Here is an 18,506-nt window from a genome sequence, read left to right as displayed (position 1 = left end):
CGTACTTTCTTGTTTTCAACTAGTCTTATCTAACTATAAAAATAAGTTAGTACAGTCCTCTGGGCTAACGCATAAGAAGAGATATACATGAGTCAGCTAGAGTCTTTTATATGGCATGTGCTGGGCTACGCCGCCATGCCAGCAATCTTTTTATTTGGATTTATTGGAATCGCTGTTGTCTGCTTGTTTATCCTTAAATGGATGGGCGTCCAGCCAGTGGACACGGATATCTCATCATGAGTGAGCACAGTGCAGCTGATTGCGATGACGTGATTAAGTTAGCTGGTGTTCTCGTGCGTTGCTCGCCAGCTCAACGACTCCAAGTTGTGACAGCAATAGAAGCTGAAGCTGGTGCGACTGTGCAACCAGAAAGCAGTGATAACGCGCTGATCGTAATCATCGAAGAAACCCCCAACACCATATACCTAACTGAACAAATCACCCGAATTCAAAATATTCAGAGCGTTCTGTCTGTTGCTCTGATCTACCACCACAACGACACTGCCGAAACCGGCAACAAGGAGATGGCGTCGTGAAACTAAACCGTCGTGACTTCATTAAAACGCAGGCTGTTGCCGCTACAGCCGCTGCTGCTGGCTTAAGTGTGCCGGCAATTGCAACAAATGTAACAACGCAGCGCAGTCAAGCTAAAGTTGACTGGGACAAAGCTCCGTGCAGATTCTGTGGTACCGGCTGTAGTGTGTTGGTCGGAACACAGAATGGTCGAGTGGTGGCAACTCAGGGCGATCCCGATGCACCGGTCAACAAAGGGCTGAACTGCATTAAAGGCTACTTTTTGTCGAAAATCATGTATGGCAACGACCGTCTTACTCAACCATTGCTGCGTATGAAAAATGGTAAGTACGACAAGCAAGGCGACTTTGAGCCTGTGTCTTGGGACCAAGCGTTCGACATCATGGCTGAAAAATGGAAAACAGCTATCAAAGCTGACAACGAGCGTAACGCTGGTAAATCGGTGTCCGAGATTACTTCAACGGTTGGTATGTTTGGCTCTGGGCAGTGGACGGTTTGGGAAGGCTATGCAGCCTCTAAGTTGTTCAAAGCGGGCTTTCGCTCCAATAACATTGATCCGAATGCGCGCCACTGTATGGCGTCCGCTGTGGTTGGTTTTGCCCGTACCTTCGGCATGGATGAGCCGATGGGTTGCTACGATGACTTAGAAAATGCCGATGTGTTTGTTTTATGGGGCTCGAACATGGCCGAAATGCACCCCATTTTATGGTCACGGCTGACCGATCGTCGATTAAGTGCTCCTGATGTTCAAGTCCACGTGTTGTCGACATTTGAGCATCGAAGTTTTGAGCTGGCCGACAATGGTTTGATTTTTACGCCCCAAACTGATTTGGCGATTCTCAATTACATTGCCAACTACATTATTGAAAATGACAAGGTAAACGAAGACTTTGTTTCTAAGCATGTGAACTTCCGAGAAGGCGCGACGGATATTGGTTATGGCCTGCGCCCGACTCACCCTCTCGAGCAGCAAGCAAAAAATGCAGGCTCTGGCGACTCAAAACCCATATCCATGGAAGAGTTTGCCAAGTTTGTCAGCACATACACGCTGGATTACACATCTGAATTGACCGGCGTACCGAAAGATAACTTGCTACGGTTAGCCGAAGTTTACGCTGATCCGACTAAGAAAGTGGTGTCTTACTGGACGATGGGCTTTAACCAACACACACGCGGTGTTTGGGCCAATAATCTGGTTTATAACATCCATCTATTGACCGGTAAGATCTCGGAACCAGGCAACGGCCCATTTTCTCTTACCGGCCAGCCTTCAGCCTGTGGTACGGCTCGAGAAGTAGGGACATTTGCTCACCGCTTACCGGCCGATATGGTGGTTGCTAACAAAGCACACCGGGACTTTGCCGAGAAAGTTTGGAAACTTCCGGAGGGGACAATTCCTGGGAAAGTTGGCTATCACGCGGTGTTGCAAGATCGCATGCTCAAAGACGGTAAGTTAAATGCCTATTGGGTGATGTGTAATAACAACATGCAAGCTGGGCCAAACATTAACGAAGAGCGCTTGCCGGGCTACCGTGATCCACGCAATTTCATCGTTGTATCTGACCCATACCCAACGGTCACTGCTCAGGCCGCAGATTTGATTCTACCAACAGCCATGTGGGTCGAAAAAGAAGGCGCGTATGGTAATGCCGAACGTCGTACACAATTCTGGCATCAACAAGTCATGCCACCGGGTGAAGCTAAGTCCGATTTGTGGCAATTAATGGAATTTTCTAAACGCTTTAAAGTTGAAGAAGTATGGCCCGCCGAATTAATTGCGAGCTCGCCTGAGTTAAAAGGCCGTACTTTATACGAGGTGCTCTACCGTAACGGTAACGTAGACAAATTCTCTGCCAAAGAATGCCGCGGCAAAATGAACCAAGAATCAGACGATTTCGGTTTCTATTGTCAAAAAGGCTTGTTTGAAGAATATGCCGTCTTTGGCCGAGGCCATCATCATGATTTGGCGGACTTCGATGATTATCACGCTGCTCGTGGTCTGCGTTGGCCTGTGGTCGATGGTAAAGAAACGCTATGGCGCTATAAAGAAGGTTATGACCCTTACGTCAAAGAAGGGAATGGATGGGAATTTTACGGTAAAAAAGATGGCAAGGCGGTTATTTTTGCGTTGCCATTTGAGCCTGCCGCAGAATCTCCGGATGACGAATACCCATTCTGGCTGAGCACAGGCCGAGTGCTCGAGCATTGGCATACCGGCACCATGACGCGCCGAGTGCCTGAGCTGTATCGAGCTTACCCAGACTCCTTGCTCTTTATTCACCCTGATGATGCAAAATCGCTAAAACTACGCCGGGGCGAAGAGGTTGTGGTGGAATCGCGCCGAGGAGAGATCAAAACTCGCATTGAGACGCGCGGCCGAAACCGCCCACCGAAAGGGTTGGTGTTTATGCCATTTTTCGATGCCAAGCAGTTGGTCAATAAGTTGACCTTAGATGCAACCGATCCGCTGTCAAAAGAAACTGACTTTAAAAAATGTGCGGTACGGATCCGCAAAGTTTAACTAATTGAAGCGGTGAGGAATTAACTGTGGGCAAGGGCTCCATCTCACTAACTCGGCGTCAGTTTTTACATAATTCCGCTAAGGGCGCGTGTGTTGCTGGCGTAACCGTCAGTGGCCTAGCGCTGGTGAGCGGTAGCTCGGGCGCATCAGGCGCACAAGCGTTAAGGCCGCCCGGTGCGTTGGCTGAAGCCGAGTTTATGGCAGCGTGTGTTCGTTGTGGTTTGTGTGTTGAAGCATGCCCTTATGACACATTGAAATTGGCAACCTTGTTTGAGCCCGCGCCGATGGGAACACCGTACTTTGATGCACGAGCGGTGCCCTGTGAGATGTGTGACGACATTCCATGTCAGGTGGCGTGCCCAAGTGGTGCGATTTCACCAGAATTGGCAAGCATCGATGATGCCCGCATGGGGCTTGCAGTGCTCATCGATCAAGAAACGTGTTTGAACTGGCAGGGCTTACGGTGTGACGTGTGTTATCGGGTTTGCCCATTAATTGATGAGGCCATTACGCTCGAAGCGCAACGCAATACACGAACCGGTCACCACGCCATGTTCATTCCTACAGTGCACTCAGATGCGTGCACTGGTTGTGGCAAATGTGAACAAGCCTGTGTGCTGGAAACATCTGCCATTAAGGTTTTGCCGCGCGATGTTGCGAAAGGCGAACTCGGCAAACATTACCGGTGGGGCTGGGTGGAAAAAGATAAAGCTGGCCATTCGCTTCTCGAGCAAGATGTGCTTGATTTACCGGACCGTCGTCCAGAAGGTGGCTAACTGATGAAGGCGCAGGTGGGTCTAGATGCCGTTGCTCGATTCGGCTGGATGCGGGCGCATCGCTTTTTACTGTTACGCCGACTCATGCAACTGTCGGTCATGGGGCTTTTCTTACTCGGGCCATGGTTTGATGTGTGGCTAATCCGAGGGAATTTGAGTAGTAGTGAATTGCTCGGGGCGATTCCTTTTACCGAACCTTGGATGCTGCTACAGAGTTTGGTTTCTGGCTATTGGCCTCAAGCCACATTATTGCTCGGTGCAGGTATTGTGATCGCCATTTATTGGTTGATTGGTGGCCGGAGTTACTGCAGTTGGGTATGTCCAATGAACGTGGTGACCGACACCGCACATTGGCTAAGGCGGCAACTTAAAGTGCGCAGCCAAATCACCATGCCGAGCTCGATTCGCTGGGGCGTTGTGGCCGGTGCTCTGTTGGCAACGGCATTTGTGCAAGGCTTGGTTTGGGAGCTGATAAACCCAGTTTCCTTGCTGCATCGTGGCATTCTATTTGGCCTTGGTGCCGGTTGGCTGTTAATCGTCGCTGTATTTTTATTTGATGTGTTTGTGGTTGAAAAAGGTTGGTGCTCGCAGCTTTGCCCAATGGGCGCTTGTTACGGCCTTATTGGACGTATTAGCCCAGTGAAAGTGGTCGCCAACCGCCGAGAAGACTGCAACCAGTGTATGGATTGCTATGTGGTTTGCCCTGAGCCCCACATACTCAAAGCTCCGTTGCGAGAGATGAAGCAGGGAAGCTCGCCATTGGTTTCTGCGCAAGACTGCACTCGTTGTCTGCGTTGTATTGATGTCTGTGGGCAAGATGTATTTGATGTTACAGCATCGCTGAAAACTAATAATTCGATTCAACCGGTTGCCACTGGCAACCGGCCGCGAACAAAAGTGGAGAATAATAAATGAAGACGCTAGTTTCATCTGTGATAGCGAGTTTGATACTGGTAACGACTTGGGTTACCGCTAATCCTGTGGCAAATGAAGAGTATGTCAATAATGGTGGCCTAGAATCGCTGCGAGGCTCTTCGGAGTTGAGTGATACGAAGCAAGCTGAATTGATTAAAAAGCCGATTCAAAACGATCAAGTCATCGATAGAAACTACGTTCATCAGCCTCCTTTAATCCCTCATGATATTCGTGGCTATCAAGTGGATATAAAAAGCAACAAATGCTTATCGTGTCATGGATGGAAGTTTGCAAGTCAAGTTGGCGCCACCAAGGTAAGCCCAACTCATTTTGAAACGGCTGATGGCTTAACGCTTTCTGATGTGGCGCCGCGTCGCTACTTTTGCTTGCAGTGTCATGTGCCGCAAGCGGATGCGCCGCCTCTAATCGCAAATGATTTCTCGGCAGTTGAAGCGCTTAGTGCCAGTGGTCTATCAAACTAGTTAGGGGAAGGCTGATGTCTAAGAGTTCATTTGTTGGGCTGCTCAAATCGTTGTGGCAACTGTTTTCTAAACCGGCGCGAATTGCTACCGGCGCCCTGTTAGGGATGGGATTTATTGGCGGCATCCTATTTTGGGGTGGTTTTAACTGGGGGATGGAAGCGACCAATACCGAAGAGTTTTGTTCAGGGTGTCACGCTCCGATCGTGATTGAGATTCAGCCAACAATCCACTACACAAATCGATCTGGCGTACGCGCTATTTGCTCCGACTGCCATGTTCCCCACGCTTGGACAGATAAAATTGTTCGCAAGGTGCAAGCAAGTAAAGAATTAGTGATGCACTTACTTGGCACGATTGATACTCCCGAAAAATTTGAGGCGCGGCGCAAACACTTAGCTGAGCGAGAATGGCATCGCCTGAAGGAAAATGATTCACTGGAGTGCCGAAATTGCCATGATTTTGAATTCATGGACTTTACCGAACAGGGTGTGAGAGCGGTCAATATGCACTCAACCTCCTTAGCCTCGGGAGAGAAAACCTGTATTGATTGCCACAAAGGAATTGCACACTCCTTGCCCGACATGTCTGGCGTTGAAGGCTGGCAATAGGGCAATACGCAGCCATAAAAAAACGCAGCCTAGGCTGCGTTTTTTTATGGCTCGAATAGTTACCCGATGGCATTGCTCACGACTTTTGAACCACCTTGCTGTTTGGCGGTTGCAAGGCCGTCTTCTGCTCGGGTCAGCAGGGTTGATACAGATACCGCTTCAGCATTGCTGGACGATATGCCAAAGCTAACCGACAGCTGTATTTCTAATTCTGCTTGGCGGAATGTCGTCTGTTGAATGATGGCTAACAGTTCTGCGCAAATCGTTTCCGCTTCATGTGCTATCACGCTCGGCAGCACGACCATAAACTCATCGCCACCATAGCGCCCTAACATACCTTTACTGCCAACCCTGCGCGCTAGAATTTCGGCAAATTCCGCTAATATTTGGTCACCGATTTCCACGCCAAAATTGTCATTCACCGAACGAAATGATTCGATATCTAACAAAGCAATACTGATAGGCTGCTTGGATTTTTGAGCCTTAACCAACGCTTGTGAGGCGAGGTGGATGATTTCGTTTCGGTTGGCCAGTTGAGTTAACTGATCCACGCTTACGGATTCAAGGGAATGCTTATTGCGGCGGCGGTAGTGCAAGGCTGACGCCGCCATCATCAAAAACAACGTCAGGAATGTTCCGATTGCGAGAATTTGCCATTTTTGACTTGCTTCTAGGCCTCGTATTTGTTGTTGCTGCAATTGATGTTGAAGTGATGCCTGCTGCTTTTGGTGTCGCTGTTGTTCAAATTGAAATCTGATGTTCGTAACATCGTTGTACTGCGACTGCACTTGCTCCATGTGGTTGGTGCTTAGATCTATATATTCTTGGAAAACTGTGGCTGACCGCTGCCATTGTTTTGTTTGTGCTAGTAACTCAGCAAATTGCAGCGTTGCGGTAATGTGATAGTGGCTTTCGGGGATTTGCTTTAGCGCTGTGTATGCATCTTCAGCATGCACAATGGCTTTATTGGGCAACTGTTGAACGCTGTAAATTTTGGCAAATGCTAGGTCTAAATAGAGTTTGCGCCGGCTCCCTGTCAGATACTTATTGCCCTTAGGTATTTCATCAATGTTCTTCAATGCCTGCGCGACGTTGCCTAACTCGCCATGAATCAGTATTTGGTAGATGTAACCAATTCCTGCGTGATAATCCAACTGCCCTTGCTGGGCAATTTCAATTGCCTGCTCTGCTGTTGCAAGCGCTTCGGCGTATTCTTTTTTGTGCCGGTGGTAGACCGTTCGCGTTATCAGATATTCTGACTTGGTTCGAAAGTTATTACTAAACTGCAAGTGTTGTTCAATCTCATCAAATAATGGTTTCGTTTGCTCGAAATCGTTTAATAAAATCAGCAAATCTGCGATGGCAATTTTGGTTTCGGCAAGTTGATCATCACCTTCGGCGAAGCTCAATCCAATGATGTAGTCTCGATAGGAATCCGAAGCCGAATACAGGGTCGATTTTTTGAATGCCAGCAAACGAACACGGTTGGCATAAGCGAGGTGTTTGTAGGTTGGCAAGTTATTTTCTGCCCAATCAGCAATGATATTGGCATCGGTAAGTGCAGGGGCTGAATCTTCTTGCATGGAATTTGTATGTGCTCTGCAAAAGCGGGCATACATCTCTAGTTCTTTCGAACCAATTTCCTGGGCTTTTTTAATGAGCTTAGTTGCTTGGCGTATCCAGTCTGTGTTGAGTGTATTCGATTCAATACCGCAGTTACTCAATTCGAATAAAAATTGAGTACGATAACGTGTGCCGATAATTAACGGTTCAATTGCTGCTCTGCGCTCAATCGCCTCTGTGGCAGAGAAGTCGAACAATATAATGCGCTTGAGCTCATGTTCGATGTCAAACAGTGAGCGTTCTGGTTGGCCAAGCGCGGCAAAGCTACATAGCAACGTGAGCAAGGCGAGTATTTTTTTCAACCTGATAACCTCTTCCACACCAGGGGGCATAAAATCAACCGATGGATGATTGGCCATTCGCTGCTGATAAGCAATGCTATAGGCATTAGAATCAGACGCCTGTAGCAGAATAAAACGTATATTATCGTCGAATGATAAAGGATGTATTGATGGAGCAACTCGCGCATCAAATTCAGACACTCATTGGCCAGCGTATGCCATTTGGTAAGTACCAAGGGCGTTGGTTGATTGATTTACCCGTGGCTTATTTGCAATGGTTTGAGCGCAAGGGCTTTCCTGCGGGGACATTGGGTGAGCAATTACAATTGTTATATCAGTTAAAAATGGATGGCAATGGTGATGTCTTACGCGATTTACACCGTCGCATGATCGGATGATATGCCGCATCAATCGGTTGCACTACTTAGTAAGTTCTAATACCTGACAACTTGGCTTTAATTGGGGCTCATCACGGTGGCTGACATATAACAGCTGGCCAACACCTGCTGCCATCATTCGGTTAATGGCCGTTAAGACAAGTTGAGATGAGGCTTCATCAAGCCCTTGCAGTGGCTCATCTAAGATCAACAAATACGGGCTTTTAATGAGTGCTCGGATAATCAATACCAAGCGTTGCTGGCCATAGCTTAATTGATGAAATGGTTGCTGTGCTTTGTCTGCCAAATGAAACCAGTCCAGCCAACTAAGCGCGAGATTGATTTGGTGACGATTCGGCTCTTGATACAGCCCTATAGAATCAAAAAAGCCAGATAACACAACGGCAATTGTGGTGACACGTGCTCGGTAATTTAGATGGAATTCGGCACTAACCAAGCCGATGTGTTGCTTGATTTGCCAAATGGACTCGCCACTACCTCGTTGAAAGCCAAATTGACGAATTTGATTGGCATAACATTGTGGATGATCGCCGCTAATGAGTTTTAGCAGTGTTGATTTGCCTGAGCCATTGGGGCCAATGACACGCCAATGTTGACCTTGTTCAATGCGCCAATTTAGATCAGAAAAGACCACCTTATCGCCATAGCTGACTTTACCGTGGCGAATTTCAAACACGGGCTCATTTATTGGTAGTGATGACGATGGCGCGAGCGCCAAAGGAATGCGTGGAGGCGCTTCGGCAAGTTTTAAATTGAGCCAGGTATCACGAGTGCAGATCTCGGGTAATGCGCCATGTTCAACGAGACGCCCTTGGTAAAATATTGCCCCATATTTGAGCCATGTTGGCACATCCAACAACCGATCAATGAGTACGATGAGTTGCAGACCGTCGGCATGACGTTGTTGCAATAAATTGCTGATCAACGACTTGCTGGTTTGATCTAGTCCGTCAAAGGGATCCTGCACCAGCAATAAGCTCGGCTTGGCCAATAGTGCGCGCGCAATTAATAGCCGTTTTGTTTCGCCAGTTGATAGGGAGCGGAACCCTTGTTCAAGCAGATGATGGAGGTTGAGTTGATGCGCGATGGATGTCACTTGATTTGGCTGCGCGCCAGCTTCTAGCATTAAATCAAAAACACGTGTGCCGGGATCTACTTCATCGAGTAGGTCGCTTTCGTCTTGTTCAATTTCTCGTTCAACTAATCGTTGTTGTAAGCCTAAACTAACCTCGGCTACTGGGCTTGTGGCTCCAGAAATAGAGCCTTGGTAGAGCAAATCGCCCCGTAAGATATCGAGCAGTTGCTCTTTGCCACTATCATTATTGCCAACGACTGCCCAGCTGACATTCGCCAAATCCCATCGTTCAATGATAAGCGGTGGTTTGCCTCTAGTTTGATTTCGGCGGTCTGTGGTCAGCTGTTGAATGAGCATGGGTAAAGCCTAGGCAAAGAACGATGCAAGCCCTCAGCTTACCGACCAAGTTGATGAGCGCAAGGGGTACCAGCTGAAGATTGAATCCATGTTAAATAACAACCGCTAAGCATGAGGCTGGCTGTGGTATCATGCTGCCGCATCTTTTTTCCTGCAAGTGATGGCTCTGGCCAGAGGAGTAACCCGTGATCCGATTAGGACAAATGAATCGATTAACAGTGGCTGAAAAGCACGCTGAAGGTTGGCTGTTAGTTGAACCTGATGCTGGCGATGACGCTAATACTGATGACGCGGTATTGTTGGCTGCGGCTGACGCTCCTGAAGAGCTGGCCATTGATGATTCATTGTCGGTGTTTGTTTTTGTCGGCCCAGAGCAACAATTGCAGGCAACAACCAGCCGGCCGAAAGTACTCGCAGGCCAATTGGCACTGTTAAAGGCCAAACAAGCTAGCCCTTATGGGATGTTCATGGATTGGGGAATGAGTAAAGATTTACTCGTCCCGAATCGTGAGCAGTACGATCGAATGGACGTTGGCGAATCGTATTTAGTTTATGTTTATGTTGATGAACAGCAGCGTCTGGCTGCGAGCAGTCGTTATAAGCGCTATATCGATCAAGAGCGTCATGCTTACCGCGACGGCGATAAAGTTCACCTCACCATCACCGAACAAACGCCATTGGGTTACAACTGCGTGGTGGACTACCTGCACTCGGCGTTGCTTTACCAAGATCAAGTGTTTCGCAGCGTAAAGCGTGGCGACCAAATTACCGGCTATGTGCGTCAGGTACGAGAAGATGGCTTGCTCGATGTTTCCACTCAAGAGCCGGGCTATGGCAAAATTTCTGGTCTAACAGACCGCATTATGCAGCGTCTAGAACAATCAAAAGGCGAGCTTAAATTGTCCGACAAGTCATCGCCTGAGATGATCAAAAGTGAATTCCAGTGTAGTAAAAAAGCGTTTAAGCAAGCGATCGGTTCGCTTCGAAAGCAACAGCTGATCGAGATTTTTCCTGACCATATCAAACGGCGCTAATTAGCATCGACTCATTGACTAAATTATTACTTGTGATTGCTATGACATTTCGTTCTTTGCAAGGCTGGCAAACAGCCTCCGTTGTTATCTTGTCATTACTGCTTTTGGCATGCGGTAAACCTGACTCGCCGGAAAGGTTTTCTGAAGTTATTGAGCCTGTGGTTGAACAATCGGCAGAGCAAATCTTAGGTGATGTGATTGCTGGAAGCTGGCAATTCCAGTTGAATAGCTTCCCGATGAGCGCCGCGTATATGGGGCGGCCAGATCAAATGGCTTTGAACGATATGTCGGAGTTGTCGATTGCTGGCAAACATTTGGCGTTTAAAGATTTTTTGCAGCAGGCAAAAGCAATTGCTCGCGAACAGTTGCCTGCAGTACGAAAAATTGATTTGGATATCTTGATTTATCAGTTGCAAGACCGAGTTGACTACTATGACTTCAACCAGCACTTGATACCGATCACTGCGGAAAGCGGTTTTCATAACAACGTGGTGAGTTACTTGCAGCATCGCCAGCTTAAAACCGTTGAGCAAGCCGAAGCATACTTGGCCGCATTGGCACAAATTCCTGATTATTTTTCGCAGCAGCAACTGTGGTTGGAAAAAGGATTAGCGCAAGGCATAACGCAACCCAAGTTGGTGCTAAAAGGCTTTGAACACTCCATCTCCGCCTATGATGTTGAGCAGGGTAGTGAGCACGTCCTGTATCAACCGCTCACCAAGTTACCCGAGTTTATTAGCTCTGCCCAGCAAGCCGAATTACAGCAAAAAGGCTTACGCCTGATTGAGCAACAAGTAATCCCTGCGTTTGCTGGTCTTTATGAGTTTTTTGTTGACCGTTACATCCCTAATGCACGTGACTCGATAGCCGTTTCAGATACGCCCGATGGTGCTGATTTCTACGCTAATCGTGTTCGTCATTATACGACCCGAGATTTAACCGTTGAGCAAGTTCATCAACTTGGGTTAGAAGAAGTTGACCGCATCCGGCAAGAGATGCAGCAGATCATTAATGAGTTGGCGTTTGACGGCGACTTTGCTGCGTTTTTACAGTTCCTGCGAACCGACAGTCAGTTTTATGCAACATCCCCAAAGGAACTTCTCAAACAAGCTTCATGGATCGCTAAAAAAGCGGATGCCCAGCTCCCCAAATTCTTCCATTTGCTGCCTCGCACGCCTTACGGTGTTGAGCCTGTGCCAGACAGTATTGCCCCGAAATACACGACGGGCCGTTATGTGTCACCAAGAAACGACAAAGAGCCTGGCTTGTATTGGGTCAATACACACGCGTTGGACAAGCGCCCGTTATATGTGCTTGAAGCGCTGACGCTACACGAAGCGGTGCCTGGCCACCATCTACAAATTTCGTTGAACCAAGAAATGACCGAGCTACTGCCGTTTCGAACGCATTCGTATATTTCAGCATTCGGCGAAGGATGGGGGCTGTATAGCGAATGGCTTGGTTTGGAAATGGGGTTTTACCAAACGCCATACGATAATTTTGGCCGTTTAAGTTATGAAATGTGGCGAGCGCTCCGATTAGTGGTTGATACGGGCATGCATGCCAAAGGCTGGACGCGTCAACAAGCCATCGACTACATGGCGGAAAATAGCGCGTTGAGCTTGCACAATATCACCACAGAAGTGGACCGCTATATCTCATGGCCGGGCCAAGCGCTGTCGTACAAAGTGGGTGAAATCACGATCAAACAACTACGTCAACAAACCGAGCAAGCGTTAGGTGCAGACTTTGATGTACGCGAATTTCATCATCAAATTTTGCGTCATGGCTCGGTGCCCTTGAGTGTGCTCGAAGATCAAATTGGCCGTTACATCGATAGCGCATTGGCAAGTAAAACCTCAAAGGCTCAAGCCAATGACTAATCAAAGCCATAGTAAGGTCTATGACGCTATTGTAATTGGGGCTGGTGCGGCGGGGTTAATGTGTGCCGCTGAAGCAGGCAAGCGTGGTTTAAACGTTTTACTGTTGGATCACGCTAAGCAAGTGGGCAAGAAAATTCTGATTTCTGGTGGCGGGCGCTGCAACTTCACCAATTACTACGTTGAAGCCAATGCTTATCTCAGCCAAAACCCCCATTTTTGTAAGTCAGCGCTGAGCCGATACACTCAGTGGGACTTTATTGCCCTCGTTGATAAACATGGCATTGCCTACCATGAAAAAACCTTGGGGCAGTTGTTTTGTGATGATAGCGCGAAAGACATCGTCAATATGTTGGTTGATGAATGCAATCAAGCAGGCGTGACAATTCAATTAAGAACTGCAGTCACATCGGTGGATTATGTCGACAATCAATATCAGATCGCGACGTCGGACGGCTTATTTCAAGCGAATAGGCTAGTCGTCGCAACAGGTGGCCTGTCGATGCCAAAATTAGGCGCTACCGCGTTTGGCTTTGAGCTGGCCCGCCAGTTTGGTTTAAACCTGCTTGAAACACGCGCCGGGCTTGTTCCTTTTACTCTCCAACCTGATGACAAGCGATGTTTTGAGCCTATTTCTGGCGTTAGCGCACCCTCAGTTATTGAATCTGAGTCAGGCACTAGTTTTAAAGAAAACCTGCTGTTTACTCATCGCGGCATAAGTGGGCCGGCAGTGCTACAAATTTCCTCGTTCTGGCAATCAGGTGAGCCTGTTTATATCAATCTGATCCCGTCTCAATCCGATGAAAACTGGTTACTTGACGCTCGCAAGCAACAAGGTGAGCGGACGCTTAAAACGCTGCTTTCTGAGCATTTGGCCAAACGTATCGTAGAGCAGTGGTTGCTGCATCAGCAAATAGAGAATAAACCGCTCAAGCAGTTCGATGATAAACAGTTAGTTGAACTGGCGCAGCGGCTCGCTCGCTGGCCGATTAAACCATCAGGCACCGAAGGCTACCGTACTGCAGAAGTCACACTAGGTGGCGTTGACACCAATGAGCTGTCATCCAAAACAATGGAAGCGAAAAAGCAGCCTGGGCTGTATTTTATCGGCGAGGTGGTCGATGTCACCGGCTGGCTCGGCGGCTACAATTTTCAATGGGCTTGGAGCAGTGGTTGGGCGTGTGCTCAGGCTCTGTAATTTAATAAGTTCAATCAACCCATATAAGTAATTTGACGACGTTGCGCTGAATATACTGGCGCAAGTCTGCATAGTTCAGCCAATAGACTTTCGGTTCCCTTCTGTTGATAGTAGGGTTAGTGCTATGGCTATGAGAAACCTCAATTTTTAGCGAGTACACGATGTCGAAAGCTACCAGTCAAACGCAAGGACTTCTTCACTTCTACCTGACGCAAACGCAACTATTTGCTATTGGTACCTTAAAGGTGAAAGAGATTGTTCCTTACATGCAATTGACCATGTTACCGAAATCTCACCCTCATATTTTGGGCTCGGTGTCGATGCGTGGAATAACCTTATCGGTCATTGATTTGGCGGCGGCCGTGGGTTTTCAACCTGTGCAGCCGGAGCTGCGTGAATCCTGCTCGATTATCGTGGTGGATATTTGCCGTCAGACGGTTGGCTTTTTAGTACGCCAGATTGACAAAATCAGCGAGTGCCGATGGGAAGATATTCAACCCGCTCCGGCCACTGTGGGTAAGCATGCTTACATTTCGGGTGTGACGCGGAGTGACGAAAAGCTGATCCAACTGCTGGATATCGAAATGTTGCTCGAAGCTATTTATCCCGAGCAGTTTAATCAAACGAATGTAGAGCTAAGCCTGCCCGAGCAAGCGCTGTTGAGCCAAACGAATATTTTGCTGGTGGATGACTCCGCCACAGCGCGCAAGCAACTCAGTAATGCGCTAGACAGTATTGAAGTGGCTTATGCGGTCACTGATAACGGTAAAAGTGCACTGAAGATGATGGAACAAGCCGCCAGCGAAAATAACCCATTTCAACTGGTTGTGAGTGACATCGAAATGCCCGGACTTGACGGCTATGAACTCACCTTCGAGATTCGCTCAAATAGAGCGTTGAGCAATGCTTTTATTATCCTTCACACGTCTCTGTCGAGTGAAATCAGTGTTGATCGTGCTCAGCAAGTCGGTGCCAATGAGGCGCTCACCAAGTTTGATGCAAACGAATTAACCCATGCCATGCTCAAAGGCGCGATGACGTTTACTGAGGACAACGTCAATGCCTCGCTGACTCAGCAAGACACAGACATTGATTCGTTGTTGTAACGTCTAAATTAACGCTTGGGCTGGGTTAACTTTTCACTATCCGCTTGGCGGTAATTTCAAGCGTGTCTAATTGCGACACAATGGTGTTAGATAGAGGCTCAATTGAAGTATAGAGCTGCTCAGCCAAATCCTCGTCATGTTGTTCTGATGCCTCGAGAATTTGTTTAATGGTACGGTGAAGCGTGGCATGCGGCTCTTCAATGCTCTTAAATTCGGGCAATTGGCCAAAGTGTTTTTTACCATCGCCGTAATACCATTTACCAAGAGCACAATGGTGGTGTGAACAGGCTTGATCTTTTGACAGTGCTGAGTGATCACCATTTAAATAGGAGCGTATCTTTGTTTTCCAAGCCAAATGCGCTTGCTTGGCAGCCTTAAAGTCGAGCATTTGGAATTTAGACAATTCCAATTCGTTTAGCTGACCCTGTAGCTCAAATGAGCATTGATTAATTTCCATGGCGTTGCGCTGTAGCTTTTCGCCTTCATTTTCAGTTGCGGCACTCTCGTTACTAATGGTCTCGATACTCGCGGCCATTTCGTTGGTCACCACAGCCTGCTGACTAACGGCTGTCGCAATTTCACTGCTCATGTGATTAATTCGCTCGACGCCTTCTGCAATATCCCTGAACTTTTCGCGCGACGTTGATACTTTATCGAGCGCTAAGTGAGCCGCGTTGTTATTTTGTTCGATGGTCGATGCGGAATTACTTATCTCGGTGGATAAATGCTCCAACATATTCCTAATTTCTTGAGTCGCATCTTGAGTTCGAGCGGCCAAACCACGCACTTCATCGGCAACAACCGCAAAACCTCGGCCTTGCTCGCCGGCACGAGCGGCTTCAATGGCGGCATTAAGTGCCAATAGATTGGTTTGCTCTGCGATGCCACTAATGGTGTCGGTAATGGAACTGATTTGCTCACTTTCCTGCGCGATCTTGTTGATATGCTCGGTGGTGTGGGCCATTTGCTCTGAGAAATCTTGCATGGTCGACAGCGCATCAGCAACGACTTGATCGCTTTCAACCACTTTGTCCGACATGTCGTTGGTCGTTTCCGATGTGTTACTCACATTTTGAGTAACGTCTTCAACGGTTGCCGACATTTGACTCATGCCCGTTGCAATTTGAGTCGTATGATTATTCTGTTTTTTCATCCGCGATAGCACATCGTGGCTGGAGGCAGATAAGTCATCGGCAATCGCAATCATGGTTTTTAGCGAGTCTGAAACTTGCATAAAAATGGCTTTGTAGCAAGCCTGCACCATCTTGGTTGACTGCTGCATGGTGATGATTTCTTGGTTGCCTTGCACCGAAATCTCGCTGGTGAAATCGCCGCTTGCGATGTCTTTATTGTGCTGAGCAATTTGCGCTAGTGGCTTTAACAGTTGGCTATGGTTGTATAACCACAGCATCAGTTGGCCAATAAGGCCAATGATCGCCAGTGTTTGTGCCAATCCGTTGTCGGCAAAAATGCAGACTGCAATGAACAATGCAATGATCAGTAAGTTGCCCCAAGTATTGAGTGATGCCACGGACAGTCGCTCGCGTAGAGGCGCTGGTGGTAACTTCATTTGCGGCTTGTTGCGCATCGCGCTGTAGAGCTTGCTAGCTTGTTCGACTTGAGCTCGGGATGGCTCTGCACGAACGGACTGATAGCCAATGGTTTTGCCCTGACGAACAATGGGCGTGACAAAGGCATCTACCCAATAGTGGTCACCGTTATTGCAACGGTTTTTAACCATGCCCCGCCATGCTTTACCTGATTTCACTGTCCCCCATAAATCGGCAAACGCCGCTGGAGGCATGTCGGGGTGGCGAACGATATTGTGATCTTGGCCGATAAGCTCTTCGCTGGTAAACCCACTAATTTCGATGAATGCTTCGTTAACGTACTGGATTTTTCCTTGAAGGTCGGTAATTGAAACTAAATCTTCTTGGCTCTTAAAGCGCTGTTCTACCTGAGTAACAGGTTGATTATTTCGCATAAATTTCCCTATCGATTGACCCGTTAGAAAGTATCGGATGCTGAATTTAGCGTAGATTCTTATGTTGTATCGGCAAGTTTGAACGGGGCTTTATGTAACGTTATGAGAGCCACTTCTAATACCTTGTTATTTTCAAGAGCTATTGCACTAATGCACTTTGGTTAACGGACGTACTAACTGAACGAAAGCATCTAGTTGGCGTGAAACCGGACGAGCCCAAGGCAGCTCATGTTGGCAGAAATAATTAGTAGCCAAGCACAGCAATTGAGGTGGAATAAGGAGAAATTCAAAATAGCGGGCTGTTAAAGCTGACGTAGCCGAATGAATTCGTATAATGCTCAATCCCTAATAATAAATTGGTGACCCACAATGACTCCCTGGAGCCCGGATAGCTGGCGCTCAAAGCCAGTAAAGCAGCTGCCAACATATCCTGATGCAGCAAAATTACACGCCGTCGAACAACACCTTGCCCAGCAGCCGCCGCTAGTTTTCGCGGGCGAAGCAAGAGCGCTAAAAGCTGATTTGGCGCGAGTTTCTCGTGGTGAAGCGTTTTTGCTTCAAGGCGGCGATTGTGCTGAGAGTTTTGCTGAATTTCGAACGGGTCATATCCGCGATACCTTTAAAGTCATGCTGCAAATGGCCGTTGCTTTGACCTTTGCGGGCCAGTGCCCGGTGGTCAAGATTGGCCGTATTGCTGGTCAATTCGCCAAGCCTCGCTCTGCCGATATGGAAACCATTGATGGTGTTAGCTTGCCGTCTTACCGCGGTGACATCATTAATGACATCGCTTTTACTGAGTCGAGCCGCGTGCCCGATCCTGAACGTATGATGATGGCTTATAACCAAGCCACATCAACGCTCAACCTGCTACGTGCATTTGCTCAAGGTGGCTTAGCGGATCTCCATCAAGTTCATAAATGGAACTTGGACTTCGTTGCCAAAAGCCCGCTCGGCGAGCGCTATCAGGTACTAGCAAATCGTATCGATGAAACGTTGGCGTTCATGAATGCGTGTGGCCTGACGTCGCAAAATACGCCGCAGCTTCATGAAACCACGCTGTATACATCCCATGAAGCCTTGTTGTTGCCATATGAACAAGCACTGACTCGCTGTGACACCTTAACTGGCGACTGGTACGACTGTGCCTCGCATATGCTGTGGATTGGCGATCGCACGCGTCAACCTGATGGTGCTCATGTGGAGTTCTGTCGAGGTGTTCATAATCCAATTGGCCTGAAAGTTGGTCCAACAACCCAAATGGATGATTTGCGCACCTTAGTCGATACCCTAAACCCAAATAATGAAGCGGGTCGCTTAAATCTCATTGTTCGCATGGGTGCCGATAACGTTGCTGATCATTTGCCACAAATTATTCGCACCGTAGAGAAGGAAGGCTACAACGTGGTTTGGAGCTGTGATCCGATGCACGGCAATACCATCAAGGCTGATACGGGTTATAAAACTCGCTCAGTGAATTCGATTTTGCGCGAAGTGACTCAGTTCTTTGAGATCCATGGCTCAGAAGGTACTTACGCTGGTGGCGTTCATTTTGAAATGACCGGCCGCGATGTCACCGAGTGTGTTGGTGGTGCGTTTGAAATTACTGAGCACGACTTAGCTGAGCGCTATCACACCCACTGCGATCCTCGATTGAACGCAGACCAAGCGTTAGAGCTGGCATTCTTGATTGCCGAGCACATTAAGCAAGCGCGTGCCGCTAGTGCATAGTCAAAT

At 47.9% G+C, this 18,506-nt stretch carries 16 protein-coding genes; 13 read left to right on the top strand and 3 right to left on the bottom strand.

The window, feature by feature from the left end; genetic code table 11:
- Positions 1-87 precede the first annotated feature (87 nt).
- Genes K0504_RS07975 through K0504_RS07945 form a run of 7 tightly spaced genes read left to right on the top strand, consistent with a single transcriptional unit; the run spans position 88 to position 5,836 of the window.
- A complete protein-coding gene (locus tag K0504_RS07975; protein ID WP_220103654.1) occupies positions 88-240 on the top strand; it encodes a TIGR02808 family protein in 153 nt (50 codons plus the stop codon).
- Positions 237-536 carry a chaperone NapD gene (locus K0504_RS07970; protein ID WP_220103653.1) on the top strand — a complete coding sequence of 100 codons (300 nt, stop codon included), beginning with the start codon at positions 237-239 and terminating at the stop codon, positions 534-536. Before K0504_RS07975 ends, K0504_RS07970 begins: the two co-directional genes overlap by 4 nt.
- Positions 533-3,055, top strand: a complete 2,523-nt coding sequence (napA, locus tag K0504_RS07965) for a nitrate reductase catalytic subunit NapA (protein WP_220103652.1) — start codon at positions 533-535, stop codon at positions 3,053-3,055. The genes K0504_RS07970 and napA overlap by 4 nt, the downstream gene beginning before the upstream one ends.
- A gap of 26 nt (positions 3,056-3,081) precedes the next feature.
- Positions 3,082-3,831 carry a ferredoxin-type protein NapG gene (gene napG / locus K0504_RS07960; protein ID WP_220103651.1) on the top strand — a complete coding sequence of 250 codons (750 nt, stop codon included), beginning with the start codon at positions 3,082-3,084 and terminating at the stop codon, positions 3,829-3,831.
- Between the two features lie 3 nt (positions 3,832-3,834).
- Positions 3,835-4,746: a quinol dehydrogenase ferredoxin subunit NapH gene (gene napH / locus K0504_RS07955; RefSeq protein WP_220103650.1), complete on the top strand. Its 912-nt coding sequence runs from the start codon at positions 3,835-3,837 to the stop codon at positions 4,744-4,746.
- Positions 4,743-5,228, top strand: a complete 486-nt coding sequence (locus K0504_RS07950) for a nitrate reductase cytochrome c-type subunit (protein ID WP_220103649.1) — start codon at positions 4,743-4,745, stop codon at positions 5,226-5,228. The genes napH and K0504_RS07950 overlap by 4 nt, the downstream gene beginning before the upstream one ends.
- A gap of 14 nt (positions 5,229-5,242) precedes the next feature.
- Positions 5,243-5,836, top strand: a complete 594-nt coding sequence (locus tag K0504_RS07945; RefSeq protein ID WP_220103648.1) for a NapC/NirT family cytochrome c — start codon at positions 5,243-5,245, stop codon at positions 5,834-5,836.
- Positions 5,837-5,895: 59 nt separating this feature from the next.
- Here K0504_RS07945 and K0504_RS07940 read toward each other — a convergent pair whose 3' ends face one another.
- Positions 5,896-7,761, bottom strand: a complete 1,866-nt coding sequence (locus tag K0504_RS07940) for a GGDEF domain-containing protein (protein ID WP_220103647.1) — start codon at positions 7,759-7,761, stop codon at positions 5,896-5,898.
- Positions 7,762-7,910: 149 nt separating this feature from the next.
- Between K0504_RS07940 and K0504_RS07935 the strand changes: the two genes are divergently transcribed.
- Positions 7,911-8,138, top strand: a complete 228-nt coding sequence (locus K0504_RS07935; protein ID WP_225918040.1) for a DUF3820 family protein — start codon at positions 7,911-7,913, stop codon at positions 8,136-8,138.
- Positions 8,139-8,160: 22 nt separating this feature from the next.
- Here the strand turns inward: K0504_RS07935 and K0504_RS07930 are convergent, their stop codons facing one another.
- The gene (locus K0504_RS07930; RefSeq protein WP_220103645.1) at positions 8,161-9,570 is read right to left on the bottom strand and encodes an ATP-binding cassette domain-containing protein; all 1,410 of its coding nucleotides are present in this window, start codon (positions 9,568-9,570) and stop codon (positions 8,161-8,163) included.
- Between the two features lie 185 nt (positions 9,571-9,755).
- Between K0504_RS07930 and K0504_RS07925 the strand changes: the two genes are divergently transcribed.
- From K0504_RS07925 to K0504_RS07910, 4 genes are all read left to right on the top strand, one after another.
- Complete coding sequence (locus K0504_RS07925) at positions 9,756-10,604, top strand: S1-like domain-containing RNA-binding protein (protein WP_220103644.1); 849 nt, start codon at positions 9,756-9,758, stop codon at positions 10,602-10,604.
- Between the two features lie 41 nt (positions 10,605-10,645).
- Positions 10,646-12,487, top strand: a complete 1,842-nt coding sequence (locus K0504_RS07920) for a DUF885 domain-containing protein (RefSeq protein WP_220103643.1) — start codon at positions 10,646-10,648, stop codon at positions 12,485-12,487.
- On the top strand, positions 12,480-13,682 hold the full coding sequence (locus K0504_RS07915; RefSeq protein WP_220103642.1) for a BaiN/RdsA family NAD(P)/FAD-dependent oxidoreductase: 1,203 nt from the start codon (positions 12,480-12,482) through the stop codon (positions 13,680-13,682). Before K0504_RS07920 ends, K0504_RS07915 begins: the two co-directional genes overlap by 8 nt.
- Positions 13,683-13,843: 161 nt before the next feature.
- Positions 13,844-14,788, top strand: coding sequence for a chemotaxis protein (locus tag K0504_RS07910; RefSeq protein WP_220103641.1), 945 nt, complete (start codon positions 13,844-13,846; stop codon positions 14,786-14,788).
- Between the two features lie 25 nt (positions 14,789-14,813).
- On the opposite strand, the gene K0504_RS07905 is transcribed toward K0504_RS07910, so the two are convergent.
- Positions 14,814-16,772 carry a methyl-accepting chemotaxis protein gene (locus K0504_RS07905; RefSeq protein WP_220103640.1) on the bottom strand — a complete coding sequence of 653 codons (1,959 nt, stop codon included), beginning with the start codon at positions 16,770-16,772 and terminating at the stop codon, positions 14,814-14,816.
- 369 nt (positions 16,773-17,141) lie between these two features.
- Here K0504_RS07905 and K0504_RS07900 point away from each other — a divergent pair, with 369 nt between their 5' ends.
- Positions 17,142-18,500, top strand: a complete 1,359-nt coding sequence (locus K0504_RS07900; protein WP_220103639.1) for a class II 3-deoxy-7-phosphoheptulonate synthase — start codon at positions 17,142-17,144, stop codon at positions 18,498-18,500.
- Positions 18,501-18,506: the final 6 nt, after the last annotated feature.

Origin of the sequence: Neiella holothuriorum, from assembly GCF_019457915.1 — a bacterium.
Taxonomy (GTDB): domain Bacteria; phylum Pseudomonadota; class Gammaproteobacteria; order Enterobacterales; family Neiellaceae; genus Neiella; species Neiella holothuriorum.
This window is presented reverse-complemented; position numbering and strand designations above follow the sequence as displayed.